13 protein-coding genes and 2 pseudogenes are annotated in these 16,452 nt (G+C 70.7%); 11 read left to right on the plus strand and 4 right to left on the minus strand.

Features of this window, described 5'->3' with window-relative positions; translation table 11 throughout:
• Positions 1-107: 107 nt before the first annotated feature.
• Genes OG306_RS36630 through OG306_RS36640 form a run of 3 tightly spaced genes read right to left on the minus strand, consistent with a single transcriptional unit; the run spans position 108 to position 3,273 of the window.
• Positions 108-1,172 carry a FecCD family ABC transporter permease gene (locus tag OG306_RS36630; RefSeq protein WP_266750760.1) on the minus strand — a complete coding sequence of 355 codons (1,065 nt, stop codon included), beginning with the start codon at positions 1,170-1,172 and terminating at the stop codon, positions 108-110.
• Positions 1,169-2,206: a FecCD family ABC transporter permease gene (locus OG306_RS36635; RefSeq protein ID WP_327258421.1), complete on the minus strand. Its 1,038-nt coding sequence runs from the start codon at positions 2,204-2,206 to the stop codon at positions 1,169-1,171. Before OG306_RS36635 ends, OG306_RS36630 begins: the two co-directional genes overlap by 4 nt.
• Before the next feature lie 17 nt (positions 2,207-2,223).
• Positions 2,224-3,273, minus strand: a complete 1,050-nt coding sequence (locus OG306_RS36640; RefSeq protein ID WP_327258420.1) for an iron-siderophore ABC transporter substrate-binding protein — start codon at positions 3,271-3,273, stop codon at positions 2,224-2,226.
• Positions 3,274-3,529: 256 nt separating this feature from the next.
• On the opposite strand from OG306_RS36640, the pseudogene OG306_RS36645 reads away from it, so the two are divergent.
• Positions 3,530-4,581: pseudogene (locus OG306_RS36645) on the plus strand (chitinase).
• A gap of 94 nt (positions 4,582-4,675) precedes the next feature.
• On the opposite strand, the gene OG306_RS36650 reads toward OG306_RS36645, so the two are convergent.
• Positions 4,676-6,043, minus strand: a complete 1,368-nt coding sequence (locus OG306_RS36650; RefSeq protein ID WP_371666110.1) for an FAD-dependent oxidoreductase — start codon at positions 6,041-6,043, stop codon at positions 4,676-4,678.
• A 252-nt stretch (positions 6,044-6,295) separates the two neighbouring features.
• Between OG306_RS36650 and OG306_RS36655 the strand changes: the two genes are divergently transcribed.
• The 10 genes and pseudogenes from OG306_RS36655 to OG306_RS36700 all read left to right on the plus strand — a co-directional run bounded on the left by OG306_RS36655 (position 6,296) and on the right by OG306_RS36700 (position 16,445).
• The gene (locus tag OG306_RS36655) at positions 6,296-8,362 is read left to right on the plus strand and encodes a SpoIIE family protein phosphatase (RefSeq protein WP_371666111.1); all 2,067 of its coding nucleotides are present in this window, start codon (positions 6,296-6,298) and stop codon (positions 8,360-8,362) included.
• A 229-nt stretch (positions 8,363-8,591) separates the two neighbouring features.
• Complete coding sequence (locus OG306_RS36660; RefSeq protein ID WP_266750767.1) at positions 8,592-9,983, plus strand: wax ester/triacylglycerol synthase family O-acyltransferase; 1,392 nt, start codon at positions 8,592-8,594, stop codon at positions 9,981-9,983.
• A 145-nt stretch (positions 9,984-10,128) separates the two neighbouring features.
• A complete protein-coding gene (locus OG306_RS36665; RefSeq protein ID WP_266752615.1) occupies positions 10,129-11,118 on the plus strand; it encodes an aldo/keto reductase in 990 nt (329 codons plus the stop codon).
• Between the two features lies 1 nt (position 11,119).
• A complete protein-coding gene (locus OG306_RS36670) occupies positions 11,120-11,431 on the plus strand; it encodes an L-rhamnose mutarotase (protein ID WP_266750769.1) in 312 nt (103 codons plus the stop codon).
• Between the two features lies 1 nt (position 11,432).
• A complete protein-coding gene (locus tag OG306_RS36675; RefSeq protein ID WP_266750770.1) occupies positions 11,433-12,287 on the plus strand; it encodes an amidohydrolase family protein in 855 nt (284 codons plus the stop codon).
• A gap of 36 nt (positions 12,288-12,323) precedes the next feature.
• Positions 12,324-12,548: pseudogene (locus tag OG306_RS36680) on the plus strand (DNA-formamidopyrimidine glycosylase family protein); the annotation flags it as partial.
• 52 nt (positions 12,549-12,600) lie between these two features.
• Entirely contained in the window at positions 12,601-13,353 is a 753-nt protein-coding gene (locus tag OG306_RS36685) for a LytR/AlgR family response regulator transcription factor (RefSeq protein ID WP_266750772.1), read from the plus strand.
• A 64-nt stretch (positions 13,354-13,417) separates the two neighbouring features.
• A complete protein-coding gene (locus OG306_RS36690; protein ID WP_266750773.1) occupies positions 13,418-13,780 on the plus strand; it encodes a hypothetical protein in 363 nt (120 codons plus the stop codon).
• On the plus strand, positions 13,777-15,258 hold the full coding sequence (locus OG306_RS36695; protein WP_266750775.1) for a cation acetate symporter: 1,482 nt from the start codon (positions 13,777-13,779) through the stop codon (positions 15,256-15,258). The genes OG306_RS36690 and OG306_RS36695 overlap by 4 nt, the downstream gene beginning before the upstream one ends.
• Positions 15,255-16,445 carry a sensor histidine kinase gene (locus OG306_RS36700; RefSeq protein ID WP_266750777.1) on the plus strand — a complete coding sequence of 397 codons (1,191 nt, stop codon included), beginning with the start codon at positions 15,255-15,257 and terminating at the stop codon, positions 16,443-16,445. The genes OG306_RS36695 and OG306_RS36700 overlap by 4 nt, the downstream gene beginning before the upstream one ends.
• Positions 16,446-16,452 lie beyond the last annotated feature (7 nt).

Here is a 16,452-nt window from a genome sequence, read left to right on the forward strand (position 1 = left end):
GTGTGTTCGGCGACGACTCTACGGCCTCCCTTGAACGCGTTCAAGAGAGGCCGTGGCGATGTGACCCGTTCAGCTGCTTCAGCGGCGGGCGGCAGCCCCGCAGGTACTCACAGGATTCCCCGGCGCCACTCCCGTATCAGCAGCCAGCCGAGGTACGCGCCTCCGATGGCCATCGTGTAGATGCCGACGGGCAGGTTGTCGAACAGCGGCAGTTGCTGGGCGCAGAGATCCGCGAGTACCAGCAGCAGTGCGCCGGTCAGTGTGGACAGCAGCAGGTGCGGGCCGGAGACCCGGGTGATCCGCTTGGCGATCTGCGGGGCCGTCAGCGAGATGAACGCGATGGGCCCGGCGACACCGACGGCGCCCGCCGAGAGGACGATCGCGAGCACGACGGCGATCGTCTTCGTGCCGCGGGGGCCGGACCCGAGCGCGCCCGCGATGTCGTCGCCCATCTCCTCGATGTCCAGCCGCCGGGCGATCAGCGCGGTGAGCGGGGCGACGACCAGCAGCACCAGCCAGATCGTGCCGGCGTCGTCCCAGGACCGCGCCGACAGGCTGCCGTTGACGTAGGCGCTGAGAACGGCGGCCCGGTCCCGCTCCATGGCGTAGACGACGTACTGGGTGACCGCCGCGCCGATCGCGGAGACCCCGATCCCGGCGATGACGAGCCGGGCCGGGTTACGGAATCCGGTGCCGGTGGACACATGGACCAGCACCATGGCGAGGAGGGCCCCGAGCAGCGCGCCGAGCCCCACCGGCACCGTGTCCGGGAACATCAGGGCGACGATCGCGGCGCCCGCCCCCGCGCCGGCCCCCAGCCCGATCACATCGGGGCTGCCGAGCGGATTGCGGGTGACGGACTGGAACAGCGCCCCGGACAGGCCGAGGGCCCCGCCGGTGCCCACGGCGACCGTAAGCCGCGGGCCGCGCAGCCGTTCCAGCACGAACGCGTCCCTGCCCTCGGCCCCGCCGGTCATCGCTCCGGCGAGATCGGCGAGCGGAATGCCCAGCCGGCCGAGCGACAGCGTGGCGACCGCGGCCACCACCAGCAGCACGACCAGGACGAGCGCCGTCAGCACCGACACCCGCCGCACCGGCACCGCCACACTCCGGCCGATCGTCAGGAACCCTCTGGGTGACGCCGTGCGGAATCCGGTCTGATGCGACGTCATGCGGTGCCCCTCATTCTGCGTACGGCGATGAGCAGTGCGGGCGCCCCGATGAACGCGGTCACGACACCGACCATCAGTTCCTGCGGGCGCATGACCACCCGGCCCACCACGTCCGCGAGGAGCAGCAGCGCGGCACCGGCCGGCGCCGAGAAAAGGATCTGCATACGGAAGTCGACACCGACCAGGGCGCGCACCACATGCGGAACGGCCAGCCCGACGAAGGCGATCGGGCCGACGGCCGCCGTCGCCGCGGCGCTCAGCAGCGTGGCCGAGAGCAGCCCGCCCGCCCGCACCAGGGCCGGATTCGCCCCGAGGGAGGCCGCGGTCGAGTCACCGAGTGCGAGCGTGTTGAGGCCCGGCCCCAGCAGGGCCGCGATCAGCAGACCGGCCACCGCGAACGGCAGGACCGACCAGAAGACGTCGAAGTCCCGGCCGCCGAGCGCGCCGACGACCCAGTACCGGTAGCTGTCGAAGACCTTGGGCCGGCTCAGTGTCACCGCCTGGATGAACGCCATCAGTACGGCGCAGAGCACCGCACCGGCGAGCACGAGCCGCACCGGACCGCCGCCCGGCCCCGCCGATCCGATCGCATGGACGAGCAGACCGGCGATCAGCGCACCGGGCAGCGCCCACCACATGGTGTCCGTACTGCCCGACGCCCCCAGGAAGGCCGTCGCGGCGACGATGCTCGCACAGGCGCCGGCGTTGATCCCGAGGAGACCGGGATCGGCCAGCGGATTACGGGTCACGCCCTGCATGAGCGTGCCCGCGATGGCCAGGCAGAGACCGGCGAGCACACCGAGCGCGGTCCGCGGGTAGCGGCTCTCGACGATGGCGGTGACATTCGGATCGGCGGTGCCGGACAGAACGTGCAGCACATCGTTGAACGACGTGGTCCGGCTGCCGAACATGACACTCGCGAACACGGCGAGCACGAGGACGACGCCTGCGATGACGACGGAATACACCCGCCGAGCGGTGCCGGTCCCCGGGGTTCCGGCACCGCTCGGCGGTGCGTGTGTGGTGGTGGCCATGTGCGGGATGGTCCGCCTCAGCCCTGGTCGGCGGCCTTGACGGCCTTGTCGATCAACGGCAGGTAACGGTCGATCACCCACGGCACGGTGAGCGGGTTGATGATTGAGGAGGCCGTGACGAAGGAGTTGTCCTTGCTCGCGACCACGGCGCCGCTCCTGACCGCGGGAATCGCCGCGTACAGTGGCTGCGCCTCGATCTCCTTGCGGGACTTGTCGTCGGAGTAGAAGGTGAAGACGAGGTCGCTGTCCTTCAGCTTCTCGGCGTTCTCCAGCCCGATCAGCGCCGAGTCGGTGCCCTTTGTCTCCTTGAAGGTGTTCACCACCGGGTCGACGGTGAGACCGAGCGAGGAGACCATCTTGACGCGCTGCTCGTTCGGCTTGAACACACCGAGGGTGCCGGGGCCGGTGTTGTAGATGTACGAGAACGTGTGCTTCGTGTAGTTGGGCCGGGTCGCCGCCGCGTCGGACAGCTGCTTCTCGGTCTTGGAGATGAGGGTCTTCGCCTTGTCCGGCTGTCCCAGCGCCTTGGCGATGATGTCTATCTGCTCGTCCCAGTCCGTGCTCCAGGCCAGATCGGGATAGGCGACCGTGGGGGCGATGTCCTTGAGGATGTCGTAATCCTTCTGCGTGATCCCGGACCACGGCGCGAGGATGACATCCGGCTCCAGCTCGGTGATGGTCTCGAAGTCGATGTCCTCACCGCCGGTGAACTGGGTCGGCAGCTTGTCGCCCTTCTTCTCCACCGCTTCGTGGATCCAGGGCAGATAGCCCGACTTGTCGCTTCCCCACTCGTAACTCTCGATGCCCACCGGCGTGTGGCCGAGCGCGATGGCCGTCTCCGCCGAGCCCTGGCCGAGGGTGACGACCCGTTCGGGCTGCTTCTTGATCTCCGCGGTGCCGAGCGCGCTCTTGATGGAGACGGGGAACGCTCCGCCGCTCTTCCCTGATGCGCCGGAGGTCTCCATTCCGTCGTCGCTCGACGAACAACCACCGAGAACGAGAACGAACGCTGCGGCGGTGGCAGTTGCGGCGAGCGTCCGGCGACGCACGCGGGTGAACCGGGACATGGGTGTTCCTCATGGGTAGGTGGACGGGGCGGGTGAATCCCACGCGGAGTGCGTGAAGTTAGGTAAGCCTAAGCTAAGTGGACTTCCGGTTACAAGCGGCCTCCGGGTATCGGAGTTCGCCTTCGGTTGGGGCCATTGACGAAAGGTCTGGACCAATCTAGGTGGGGTGCGTCGCGGCGCGCGGAAGCTCGCGGTGTCGGCGAAGATTGTCAGGATCATGACAGTCACCCCCACTTCGTCCGGAAGGGAGCGCAACATGATCGGTAGGACATCACGCCTGCTGGGGCTCGGCCTCGCGGCGGCTTGTGCCGTGCAGATGCTGGTAGGCGCGACGCCGAGCGTCGCGCAGGAGGACACGTGCGCGGTCACGTCGAAGCCCTCGGGAAAGGTGCTCCAGGGATACTGGGAGAACTGGGACGGCGCGTCCAACGGTGTGCACCCGCCGCTCGGTTGGATCCCGGTGACCGACAGCCGTATCACGGGCCACGGCTACAACGTGATCAACGCGGCCTTCCCCGTCATCCTCCCGGACGGCACCGTCCTGTGGGAGGACGGGATGGACTCCACCGTGAAGGTCCCGACCCCGGCCGAGATGTGCGCGGCGAAGGACGCCGGACTCACCACCCTGATGTCCATCGGCGGCGCGGCCGCCGGTATCGACCTCGGCTCCAGCACCGTCGCCGACCGGTTCGTCGAGACAGTGGTCCCGATCCTGAAGAAGTACAACTTCGACGGCATCGACATCGACATCGAGACCGGTCTGACCGGCAGCGGCAACATCAGCCAGCTGTCGGCCTCGCAGGCCAATCTCATCCGCATCATCGACGGTGTGCTCGCGCGGATGCCTTCGAACTTCGGCCTGACGATGGCCCCGGAGACGGCCTATGTCACCGGCGGGAGCATCACCTACGGCTCGATCTGGGGCGCCTACCTGCCGATCGTGAAGAAGTACGCGGACAACGGCCGCCTGTGGTGGCTCAACATGCAGTACTACAACGGCAGCATGTACGGGTGCGCGGGTGACTCGTACTCCGCCGGCACGGTCGAAGGGTTCACCGCGCAGACGGACTGTCTCGACAAGGGGCTCGTCGTCCAGGGCACCACCATCAAGGTCCCCTACGACAAGCAGGTTCCGGGACTTCCGGCCCAACCCGGCGCCGGAGGCGGCTACATGAGCACCGGTCAGGTCTCACAGCGTGGAACCATTACGGCAACAGCCTCAAGGGCCTGATGACCTGGTCCCTCAACTGGGACGGGTCGAAGGGATGGGCGTTCGGGGACAACGTCAGGTCGCTGCAAGGCCGTTGAGTGAAATCGCGGGCCGGGCAACTCCGCCGAGGCGGACGGAGCTGCCCATCCGGTCGGCCGCCGTCGGCGGCCGACCGGGCCATCGGCGCGTACTTCAGGAACGGGGCTCGGAAGCGTCCAGCATGGCGTCGCGCTCCACGACCTTGATCCGCTCGCGCCCCTGCTCCGCACCCAACGCCCGCTCGTGCGCGTCCAGGCGGTACCAGCCCTCGCGGGTGGTGTACCGGACGCCGCGCTCCTCCAGGAACGCGGTGACGGCCTCGGGCTCGGGCTGTGCCGGGACGGCCAGCCGACCCGTGGCCTGGTCCTCCAGGAGGCAGGCGACCGTCTCGTTGGCGTCGCCCTTGGTGTGGCCGATCAGGCCGATCGGACCGCGCTTGATCCACCCCGTGACGTACACCGAGGCCATGGGCTCCGCGCCGTCGACGACGCGCCCAGCGGCGTGCGGGACGGTGCCGGAGGCCACGTCGAACGGGAGCTTCGGGAGCTCCTGCGAGTAGTAGCCGACCGCGCGGTAGACGCTCTGCACGTCCCAGTCGGTGAAGCGTCCGGTGCCCTTGACGTTCCCGGTGCCGTCCAGCTCGGTCCGCTCGGTGCGCAGACCGACGACCCGGCCGTCCTCGCCGAGGATCTCCGCCGGGGATTCGAAGAAGTGCAGGAACAGCTTGTGCGGCCGCTCGCCCACGTCGCGGATGGCCCAGTTCTCCAGCGTGGAGGCGACCATATTGGCCTGCTTGTTGCCGCGCCGGGTCTCGATCGAACCCTGGTCGTACTCGATGTCCTCGGGGTTGACGATGACCTCGATGTTCGGCGAGTGGTCCAGCTCCCGCAGCTCCATCGGGCTGAACTTGGCCTGTGCGGGACCACGGCGCCCGAAGACATGCACTTCCAGGGCCTTGTTGGCCTTCAGGCCCTCGTAGACGTTCGCGGGTATCTCGGTCGGCAGCAGTTCGTCCGCCGTCTTGGCGAGCATGCGCGCCACGTCCAGGGCCACATTGCCCACCCCGAGCACGGCGACCTTCTCCGCCTCCAGGGGCCAGGTGCGCGCCACGTCGGGGTGTCCGTCGTACCAGGAGACGAAGTCGGCCGCACCGTGGGAGCCGTCCAGGCCGCTGCCGGGGATGTCGAGCGCGCGGTCCGCGTCGGCGCCGGTGGAGAAGATCACTGCGTCGTAGAAGGACCGCAGATCGTCCAGGCCGATGTCGGCGGGGTAGTCGACGTTGCCGAACAGCCGCAGCTGCGGCTTGTCGAGCACCTGGTGCAGGGCCTGGACGATGCCCTTGATCCGCGGGTGGTCGGGGGCCACCCCGTAGCGGATCAGGCCGAAGGGGGCGGGCATCCGCTCGAACAGGTCGATCGAAACCCCCGGGTCCTGTGCGGCCTCGGATTTCAGCAGCGCGTCCGCAGCGTAGATTCCGGCGGGGCCGGCTCCGACTATGGCGACGCGGACGGGGCGGGTCATGGAGTTGCAGGTCCTTAGAACGGGCTGACGCGGGCGGTGCGGCGGCGAGGCTGGGCTTACCGTGCTCCACGGGACACGGTAACCGTTGCTGACCTGCGCTCTCCGGGCGGGCGGTGCTCCGGGCGCTCCCGAACGGTGTCCTGCGGTGTCCGGTTCGGGGCCGGGAACCGCCCCCGAACGCCTGACGCCGGAACGCGCCATCCGTGCGGAGTTCGCTCGAAGATCCGGACAAATAATGACAGAGTGACCCACATGGATGATCGGGTAGCGGGTGCCCTGTCACTCCCGGACGACTGGCCCGCCCACCCGGATCTCAGTCTCGCCCTGAACCGTATGGGCAGCTTCGACTGGGACCTCGACAGTGGCCTCATGCACATGGACCGTGCCGCACTCGACGTGTTCGACCTGCGGGACGAGGAATACGACAACCGGCCGGAGTCGATCGCCGTGCGGGTGCCGCCCGACGAGGGCGTCCGGCTCGACGCGATGGTCGCGCACGCCCTCAAGAGCGGGCAGCGGAACTACGGCGCGTACTTCAGGATCCTGCGGCGCGACGGCACGCTGCGCTGGACCCACACCCAGGGCTTCATCCAGCGCGACGGGAGCGGCCGTCCCCATCGCATCATCGGCATCGTCCGCGACGCCACCCAGGAGCTGGCCGACTCGACGGCCCGCCGGGACCTGGACATGGCGCGGCGGCGCCGCACCAGCCTGGTGGAGGGCACCACGGCCGCACTCGCCCATGCCCGGACGGTCCGGGACGTCATCGAGGTGCTGAAGAACTCCCAGGGGCTGGCGCATCTCGGCGCGACCAGCCTGGTCGTCGGGCTGATCGAGGCCGGACGCATCCATCTCGTGGCGGACGGCCCGGAGGGCTCGTTCGTCCCCGGTACGCGGTACACCCGGACGGACGAGGGGTACCCGATGAGCGAAGTCGTACGCACCCTCGCGCCCCGCTTCATCGACTCCGCCACGGACTTCGCCACCTCGTACCCGATCCTCTGGCCGCACATCAGCCACCTCGGCATCACATCCGCCGCGTATCTGCCGCTGATCGCCCAGGCCCGGCCCGTTGGCGCCATGGGGCTGCTCTACAGCGACAAGGCGGGCTTCACCGGCGACGAACGCAATCTGCTCGTCGCGCTCGGCAGCTCCATCGCCCAGAGCCTGCAGCGGGCCATGCTGTACGAGCAGGAGCACGATCTCGCCGAGGGCCTCCAGCAGGCCATGCTGCCGCGCCGGATCCCCGACGTGCCGGGGGCGCAGGTTGCCGTCCGGTACCGGTCGGCCCGGCTGGGCCGGGACATCGGGGGCGACTGGTACGACGTCATCCCGCTGCCCGGCGGCCGGGTCGGGGCCGTCATCGGGGACGTACAGGGCCATGACACGCATGCCGCGGCGGTCATGGGGCAGCTGCGCATCGTGCTGCGGGCCTACGCGGCCGAGGGACACAGCCCCGCCACGGTGATGGCCCGCGCCTCCGTCTTCCTTCACGAACTGGACACCGACCGCTTCGCGACCTGCACCTACGCCGAGGTCGACCTGACGACCGGAGTGGTGCAGCTCGTCCGGGCCGGTCACGTCGATCCACTGCTGCGCGACGTCGACGGCAACTGCCACAGGCTCGTCGCGGAGGGCGGGCTGCCGCTGGGGCTCTCCGCCGAGTTCGGACAGCTCGAATATCCGGTCGGCACGGTCGAGCTGGACCCCGGTCAGACGCTTCTGCTGTTCACCGACGGGCTGGTGGAGATGCCCGGCGCCGATCTCGACGAGGGCATCCAACTGCTGACGTCCATGGTGCGCAACGGCCCGCAGGACCTGCAGAAGCTGGCCGACCGGCTCTGCGAAGAGGTCGACGAGCGCGGCGGCGAGGACGATGTGGCGGTCCTGCTGCTGGGCCGAAAGGTCGCTCACGCGCCCCAGCCGGGCGGCAGGCTCCAGCAGCATGTCGCCCAGGGCGACCCGGAGGCGCTGAGCTCCGCGCGGCACATGATCCGGGCGGCGGTACGGGCCTGGGGTGCCAAGACGCGGGCCGACGGGGTCGAGCTGGCGGCCGACGAGCTGATCACCAACGCGCTGATGCACACCGACGGCGGGGCGATCGTCACGATCCGGGTGCTCACCGGGACCGAGCGGCGCCTGCGGGTCGATGTCGAGGACCGTTCCAGCGCGCTGCCCCGACGCCGGGACGCGGGGGAGACCGGGGTCTCCGGACGCGGGCTGATGCTGGTGGACCGGTTGGCGGACCTCTGGGGTGTGGAGTCGCGGGGCGTCGGCAAGTGCGTGTGGTGTGAATTCGTCATTCCGGAAGACGGATGAGATGGATGAGGCGGATGAAGCGGGTGGCCCGGTCGGTCCGGTCGGTCCGGATGGCGCGGATGACGGACATGCCGAGCGCCGGCCCGAGGGGACACCGTGTACGGGCCCGACAGGCGCTGAGCACTACCCGACAGTAACAGAACGTAACATGTCTATGCTTGACCGTAACCGACCGCAAGCGATTGACTGCCCTTCCGTCAGTCCTGTCTTTCGATGACATGAGGATCCGTTGGGCACTGAGCTGCTGGCACCCCTCGACCTGGCCTTCTGGCACCTCGAATCCGATGCCCACCCCATGCACCTCGGCGCGCTCGCCGTCTTCTCGCCGGCCCCCGACCCGGCGCACGGCGTGAGCACCGAGACCGTGCCGGAACTGCTGGGCACCCGCGCCGCCGCGATTCCACGGCTGCGGATGCGGGTCCGGGATGTACTGCTGCCGGTCGGCGGCGCGGCCTGGTTCGTGGACAAGGACTTCGACGTGCGGCGGCACATCGCGCGGGTGCGGCTGACCGAGGCGGAGTCGCTCGACGGGGACGACGGATTCATGGCGGGCGCCACCCGGTTGGCGGGCGAACTGATGGAACGGCCGCTCGAACGGGGCCTGCCCCCCTGGCAGATGTACGTGATCGGCGGCGCCGACGACGGCCCCTTCGCCGTGCTCGTCAAGCTCCACCACGCGCTCGCCGACGGAATGCGCGCGGTCGCCATCGGCGCCGGGATCTTCGACGAGATCGCGTCGGCCGCCGGCCGGGCCCGCAGCGGCACCCCCACCCGCCGGGCGCGCGCGGTCCCGCCCCGGTCCTGGATGCCGGGCCCGCGCCAGGTCGCCGGCCTCGCGCTGGGCCGGATCGAGGACCTCGGCCGGGCCTTCGGAGTCGGTGCCTCCATGGTGCGGGCCAGCCGCCTCGATCTGCGCGGCGCGCCCGCGCTCACCGCGAGCTCCAGCGGTACCCGGCGGCTCGCTACCGCCGACCTGGACCTCGACGCGGTCCAGCGGATCCGCCGCGCCGCCGGAGGCACGACCAACGATGTCCTCCTCGCGGTCGTCGCCGGGGCCCTGCGTCGCTGGATGCTGGAGCGCGGAGAGGCGCTGCCGGCCGAGGACCCGCGCGCCCTGGTGCCGGTCTCCCGCCGCAGACCGGGCCAGGCCGCCGCGACCGGGAACAAGCTCTCCGCCTATCTCCTCGGACTCCCCGTCCGCGAACCCGACCCCTGGAAGCGGCTCCGTACCGTCCGCACCGCCATGGACCGCAACAAGTCCGCGGGGCCCTTCCGCGGTGCCGGCGCGGTCGCCGTGCTCGCCGACCAACTGCCCTCGCTGGCCCACCGCTTCGGCGCGCCCATCGCGGGGAGCGCGGCCAGGATGCTCTTCGACGTCCTGGTCACCAGCGTGCCCCTGCCGCGCTCGGCGCTCTCGCTCGGCGGCTGCCCGCTGCGCGCCGTCTACCCGATGGCGCCGCTGGCCCGCGGCCAGTCCCTGGCCATCGCCCTGTCCACGTACGGCGGCCGGGTGCGGGTGGGGCTGGTGGCCGACGGCAAGGCGCTGCCCGATCTGGAGCGGCTGGCGAGCTGCGCCCACGATGAGGTGGCGCACCTGCTCGACCTGCTGCCGACCAGCTGAATCGTCCGCACTGGATCAGTAATAGATCGGACAGATCTCTGGAAAAGTGCCGCAGATCGTGGTGCCCGAAGTGTTGACGCGCCCAAGTGATCCGATGAATATTCGCTATGTGCAGGAAGCGATCACCGGGGAGGGCGACGGAAGCATGCGGCGCAACAGGCTGGGCAACAGCACGGTCGAGGTCACTGAACTGTCCTTCGGAGCCGCCGCCATCGGCAATCTCTTCAGCGCCGTCGACCCCGCGCAGGCGACGGCCGCCGTGGACGCCGCATGGGGCGAGGGCATCCGCTACTTCGACACCGCGCCGCACTACGGACTCGGCCTCTCCGAACGACGGCTCGGCGAGGCCCTGCGCGGCAGACCCCGCGACTCCTACGTGCTGTCCACCAAGGTGGGGCGGGTGCTCGACCCGCTGCCCGCCGGCACCGCCTCCGAGTACATGTCCGACGGGCTGTCCGAGGGCTTCGCCGTGCCCGCCACGCACCGCCGCCGCTGGGACTTCAGCGCCGACGGCGTGCGCCGCAGCATCGAGGACAGCCTGGAACGGCTCGGACTCGACCGCATCGACATCGCCTATCTGCACGACCCGGACGACCACGCGGAGGCCGCGTTCCGCGCCGCCTACCCGGCGCTGGAGAAGCTGCGCGCACAGGGCGTCGTCGGAGCCATCGGCGCCGGGATGAACCAGACCGCCATGCTCACCCGCTTCCTGCGCGACACCGACGTCGACGTCGTGCTCTGCGCGGGCCGGTACACCCTCCTCGACCAGTCCGCCCTCACCGAGCTGCTGCCCGAGGCCGCCGCGCGCGGCCGCAGCGTCGTCGTCGGCGGGGTCTTCAACTCCGGGCTGCTCGCCGACCCGCGCCCCGGTGCCACGTACGACTACGCGGCCGCGCCCCTGACCCTCCTGGACCGGGCCCTGCGGATCAAAGCCGTCACCGAGGGCCACGGCGTCCCGCTGCGGGCCGCCGCCCTCCACTACCCGCTCGCGCACCCGGCCGTCGCCGGAGTGCTCGTCGGCACCCGCTCCCCGGACGAGGTGCGCGACGCCGCCGCCCTGCTCCGCCGCGAGATCCCGGACGGACTCTGGGACGACCTGCGCGCCGAGGGCCTGCTCACCGAGGACGGACACTGACATGAGAATCGCCCTGCACACCAAGGTCCGCGCCGACCGCATCGAGGAGTACGAGGCCGCGCACCGCGAAGTGCCCGCGGAGCTCACCACCGCGATCCGCGCGGCGGGCGCCACCTCCTGGACGATCTGGCGCAGCGGCACCGACCTCTTCCACGTCATCGACTGCGAGGACTACGCCGCACTCCTCGCCGAACTGGAGAAACTCCCGGTCAACGTCGCTTGGCAGGCCAGGATGGCCGAGCTGCTCGACGTCGCGCACGACTACTCCTCGGACGGTGCCGAAGCCGGTCTCCCGGTCGCCTGGGAGCTGTGACATGAGCGGTCAGGAACGGATCGTCGACGCCCACCACCATGTGTGGGACCTGTCGGTACGCGACCAGGACTGGATCACCGGCGACGAACTCGCCCCGCTCCGGCGCACCTTCACCCTCGCCGACCTGGAGCCCGAAGCACGCGCCGCCGGGGTGTACGCCACCGTCCTCGTCCAGACCGTCACCGTCCCCGCGGAAACCCCCGAGTTCCTGGCCCTCGCCCATGAGAACGACCTCGTCGCGGGCGTCGTCGGCTGGTGCGACCTCACCGCCCCGGACATCGCCGACACCCTGGCCGCGCTGCGCGAACTCCCCGGCGGCGACCGGCTCGTCGGCATCCGCCACCAGGTCCAGGGTGAACCCGACCCCGAGTGGCTGCTGCGCCCCGACGTCCGGCGCGGACTCGCCGCCGTCTCCGACGCGGGACTCGTCTACGACCTCGTCGTCCAGGCCCGCCAACTGCCCGCCACCGTCCGGGCCGCCGCCCTGCTCCCCGGGCTGACCTTCGTACTCGACCACGCCGGCAAACCGCCCGTCGCCACCGGTGGACTGCACCCCTGGGCCGACGACCTCCGGGCCCTCGCCGCCCGTCCCAACACCGTGTGCAAACTCTCCGGCCTGGTCACCGAGGCCGATGTGCACTCCTGGACCGTGAGCGATCTGCGCCCGTACGCCGACACCGTCCTCGACGCCTTCGGGCCCGACCGGCTGATGTTCGGCTCGGACTGGCCGGTGTGCCGGCTCGCCGCCACGTACCCGGAGGTCGTCGACACGGCACGCACCCTGACCGACGCCCTCACCGAGGACGAGCGCCACCGCGTCCTCGCCACCACGGCCGAGCGCGTGTACGGCCTCTGACGGGCGACCGGCCGACGCTTTTGGCGGTCTGGAACCATGCCCGAACCGCCGGAAGGCGAAGCCCTGCGGGTCTTCCTCGACGACCACCTCGTCGGCAGGGAAATCGACCGCGTCCTGCCGCTCGCCGTCAGCGTCCTCAAGACGTACGACCCGCCGCTCACCGCGCTGCGCGGCTCCACGGTCACGGCCATCGCCCGGCGCGGCAGGTTCCTGGACATCGCCGCCGGCCCGCTCCACCTGATCACCCGAGCCCGGTCCGGCGGGTGCCCCGCACGACGGCCCGGTACCCCCACGCGCGTTCTACACTCCGCCCATGCTGCGCGTACTCGCCGTCGACGACGAAGAACCCGCCCTGGAGGAGCTCCTCTACCTCCTGCGCGCCGATCCCCGCATCCGCAGCGCCGAGGGCGCCACCGGGGCCACCGAGGCACTGCGCCGCATCGGCAGCGCCGTCGAGGCAGGTCCCGACGACCCGTCCGCCATCGACGTCGTCTTCCTCGACATCCACATGGCGGGCCTCACCGGCCTCGACGTCGCCCAGCTGCTGGCCGGGTTCGCCGCGCCCCCGCTCATCGTCTTCGTCACCGCGCACGAGGGATTCGCCGTCCACGCCTTCGACCTGAAAGCCGTGGACTACGTCCTCAAGCCGGTCCGCCGCGAACGCCTCGCCGAAGCGGTCCGCCGCGTGGCCGAACAGGTCGGCGACCGCTCCGCACCCGTGCTCGACACCGCGGGCGACCAGATACCGGTGGAGCTCGGCGGAGTGACCCGGTTCATCCCGATCGACGACATCACCTACGCCGAGGCCCAGGGCGACTACGCCCGGCTGCACACCGCCACCGGCAGCCACCTCGTCCGCGTCCCCCTCACCACCCTGGAGGAACGCTGGGGCACCCGCGGCTTCGTACGCATCCACCGGCGCCATCTCGTCGCGCTGGGCCGGATCGACGAACTCCGCCTCGACGCGGGCAGCATGAGCGTGCGCGTCGGCACCGCCGAGCTCGCCGTGAGCCGTCGCCACGCCCGCGCGCTGCGCGATCTGCTGATGCGCCGGACCGGCCGCTGACCAGGGGCTACCCGGACCCGAACCCCTTCCCACGAGGGTCCCGTGCTGCGTACACTCCGGGCCCATGTCCGCAGAGCCAACACCCCGGCGCGAAGTGGTGACGGGGGAGCCCCGGCGGGTGCGCCCGCTGCCGCGATACCGCACCCAGTCGGAGATCGACGAGCAGACCGCACTGGGCGGCGCGTACGTCCGTTCGCTGATGCGCGGCCAGTTGCGCGCCGGACTCTCCGCCTTCATCGTCCTCGCGGTGGTCGTCGGCACACTGCCCCTGGTCTTCGAGGCCCTGCACAGCGCCGCGCTCGTCTGGGCGGTCCTCGGGTTCGCCGCCTATCCGCCCCTGACCCTGACCGCCTGGTGGTACGTGCGAAGAGCCGAGCGCAACGAACGCGACTTCGCCCGGCTCGTCGAAGGCCGCCCCGCACCGTGAGCCGCGCGTACGCGGTCGCGGCCGTCGGCACCGTCGTGGTCGCGACCGTCCTCGTCGGCGGCTTCGGGCTGCGCATCTCCCGTACCACCTCCGACTTCTACGTCGCCTCGCGCACCGTACGGCCGCGGCTCAACGCCGCGGCGATCAGCGGCGAATACCTCTCCGCGGCCTCCTTCCTCGGCATCGCGGGCCTGGTCCTCGTGCACGGCCCGGACATGCTCTGGTACCCGGTCGGCTACACCGCGGGCTATCTGGTGCTGCTGGTCTTCGTCGCCGCGCCACTGCGCCGCTCGGGGGCGTACACCCTGCCCGACTTCGCCGAGGGACGGCTGGAATCACGGCAGGTGCGCAGGCTGGTGAGCGTCTTCGTCGTCGCGGCGGGCTGGCTCTACCTCGTACCGCAGCTCCAGGGCGCGGGGCTGACGCTCAAGATCCTGACCGGGGCGCCCGGCTGGCTCGGCGACGTGCTCGTGGCGTCCGTCGTCGTCATCGCCGTCGCCGCGGGCGGCATGCGGTCCATCACCTTCGTACAGGTCTTCCAGTACTGGCTGAAACTGACCGCACTCCTCGTCCCCGCGATCTTCCTGGTGCTCGCCTGGCAGGGCGACGGGCAACCCCGCGTCAACTTCGACGAACAGCTCTCCGTCTTCCGTGCCGACCATCCGCTGTACGCCACCTACGGACTGATCGTCGCCACATTCCTCGGCACCATGGGCCTGCCCCATGTCGTCGTCCGCTTCTACACCAGCCCCAACGGCCGCGACGCCCGCCGCACGACGGTCGCCGTCCTCGCCCTCATCAGCGTGTTCTACCTGCTGCCGCCGGTCTACGGCGCACTGGGCAGGCTGTACGCCCCGGAACTGATCCACGGCGGGGACGCGGACGCCGCCGTACTGCTGCTGCCCGGCCGGGTCATCGACGGGCTCGGCGGGGACCTGCTCGGCGCGCTCATCGCGGGCGGCGCCTTCGCCGCGTTCCTGTCGACCGCCTCCGGCCTCACGATGGCCGTCGCGGGCGTCATCACCCAGGACGTCCTCCCGTCGCGCGGGGTACGGCACTTCCGGCTCGCCACCGTCCTCGCCATGTGCGTACCGCTGGCCGGTTCGCTACTGGTCAGCCGGGTCCCGGTGGCCGACTCGGTGGGGATGGCGTTCGCCGTCTCCGCGTCCTCCTTCTGCCCGCTGCTGGTCCTCGGCATCTGGTGGCGTCGGCTCACCCCGCCCGGCGCGATCGCCGGACTGCTGCTCGGCGGCGGCTCCGCGTTCCTGTCCGTCGCCATCACCGTCAGCGGAGCCGTACGCCCGCCCGGCTGGCCGCACGCCCTGCTCGCCTGGCCCGCCGTCTGGTCGGTGCCGGTCGGCTTCCTCGCCATGGTCCTGGTGTCCCTCGCCACGCCCGGCCGGATACCCCCCGGCACCAACACCGCCATGACCCGCTTCCACCTGCCGGAAGCGCTGACTTCGGGGAGACACCGATGACCGGGGCCGGATACGCCGCAGTCGTCCTGCTCGTCCTTCTGCTGCTCGGCGCGGGCTTCCTGCTCGGCCGCCGCACCGCCCGCCCCGTCCGCACCAGCGACGTCGGAACCCCCGTCGAGCACGCCACCTTCGAGACCCTGCACACCGCCTCGCTCGCCGCGCCCCCGCTGCGCGCCGGACTCACCGAGGAGAGCGCCCGCAAATCCGCTCGCGGACTCCGCTCCCTCCTCGGCACCGACGCCCTCTGCCTCACCGACCGCGACCGGGTGCTCGTCTGGGACGGCGCGGGCGAACACCACGGCCGGCACGTCATGGACCAGGTGCGGGGCCTCCTCGCCAGCGGCCGCGACACCGCCTTCGCCAGCGACTGCGACGACCTCGACTGCCCGCTGCGCTGGGCCGTGGCCGTGCCGCTCACCGTCGACCACCGGGTCCTCGGCACCCTCATCGCCTACGCCCCACGCGAATCCGCGGTGCTCGCGCGCGCGGCCGGAGAAGTGGCCCGCTGGGTCTGCGTACAGCTGGAACTCGCCGAACTCGACCGCTCCCGCACCCAGCTCATCGAGGCCGAGATCAGGGCGCTGCGGGCCCAGATCTCCCCGCACTTCATCTTCAACTCACTCGCCGCCATCGCCTCGTTCGTCCGCACCGACCCCGAGCAGGCCCGCGAACTCCTCCTGGAATTCGCCGACTTCACCCGCTACTCGTTCCGCAGCCACGGCGACTTCACCACCCTCGCCGATGAACTCCACTCCATCGACCAGTACCTGGCACTGGTACGTGCCCGCTTCGGCGACCGGCTCGCCGTCACCCTCCAGGTCGCCCCTGAAGTGCTGCCCGTCGCCCTGCCGTTCCTCTGCCTCCAGCCGCTCGTCGAGAACGCCGTCAAACACGGCCTCGAAGGAGCCGTCACCAGCAGCCGCATCACCATCAGCGCACTCGACGCCGGCTCCGAGGCCGAGGTCGTCATCGAGGACGACGGCACCGGAATGGACCCGGAACGACTGCGGCACATCCTGCGCGGCGAGGGCGGCAAATCCACCGGAATCGGCCTGCTGAACGTCGACGAACGGCTGCGCCAGGTGTATGGGGACGACTACGGGCTCGTCATCGAGACCGGCATCGGCGCCGGGATGAAGATCACGGTACGGCTGCCCAAGTACCGTGCGGGGGTGCACGGTTCCTGACCGGCGG

Source organism: Streptomyces sp. NBC_01241 (genome assembly GCF_041435435.1).
Lineage (GTDB): Bacteria > Actinomycetota > Actinomycetes > Streptomycetales > Streptomycetaceae > Streptomyces.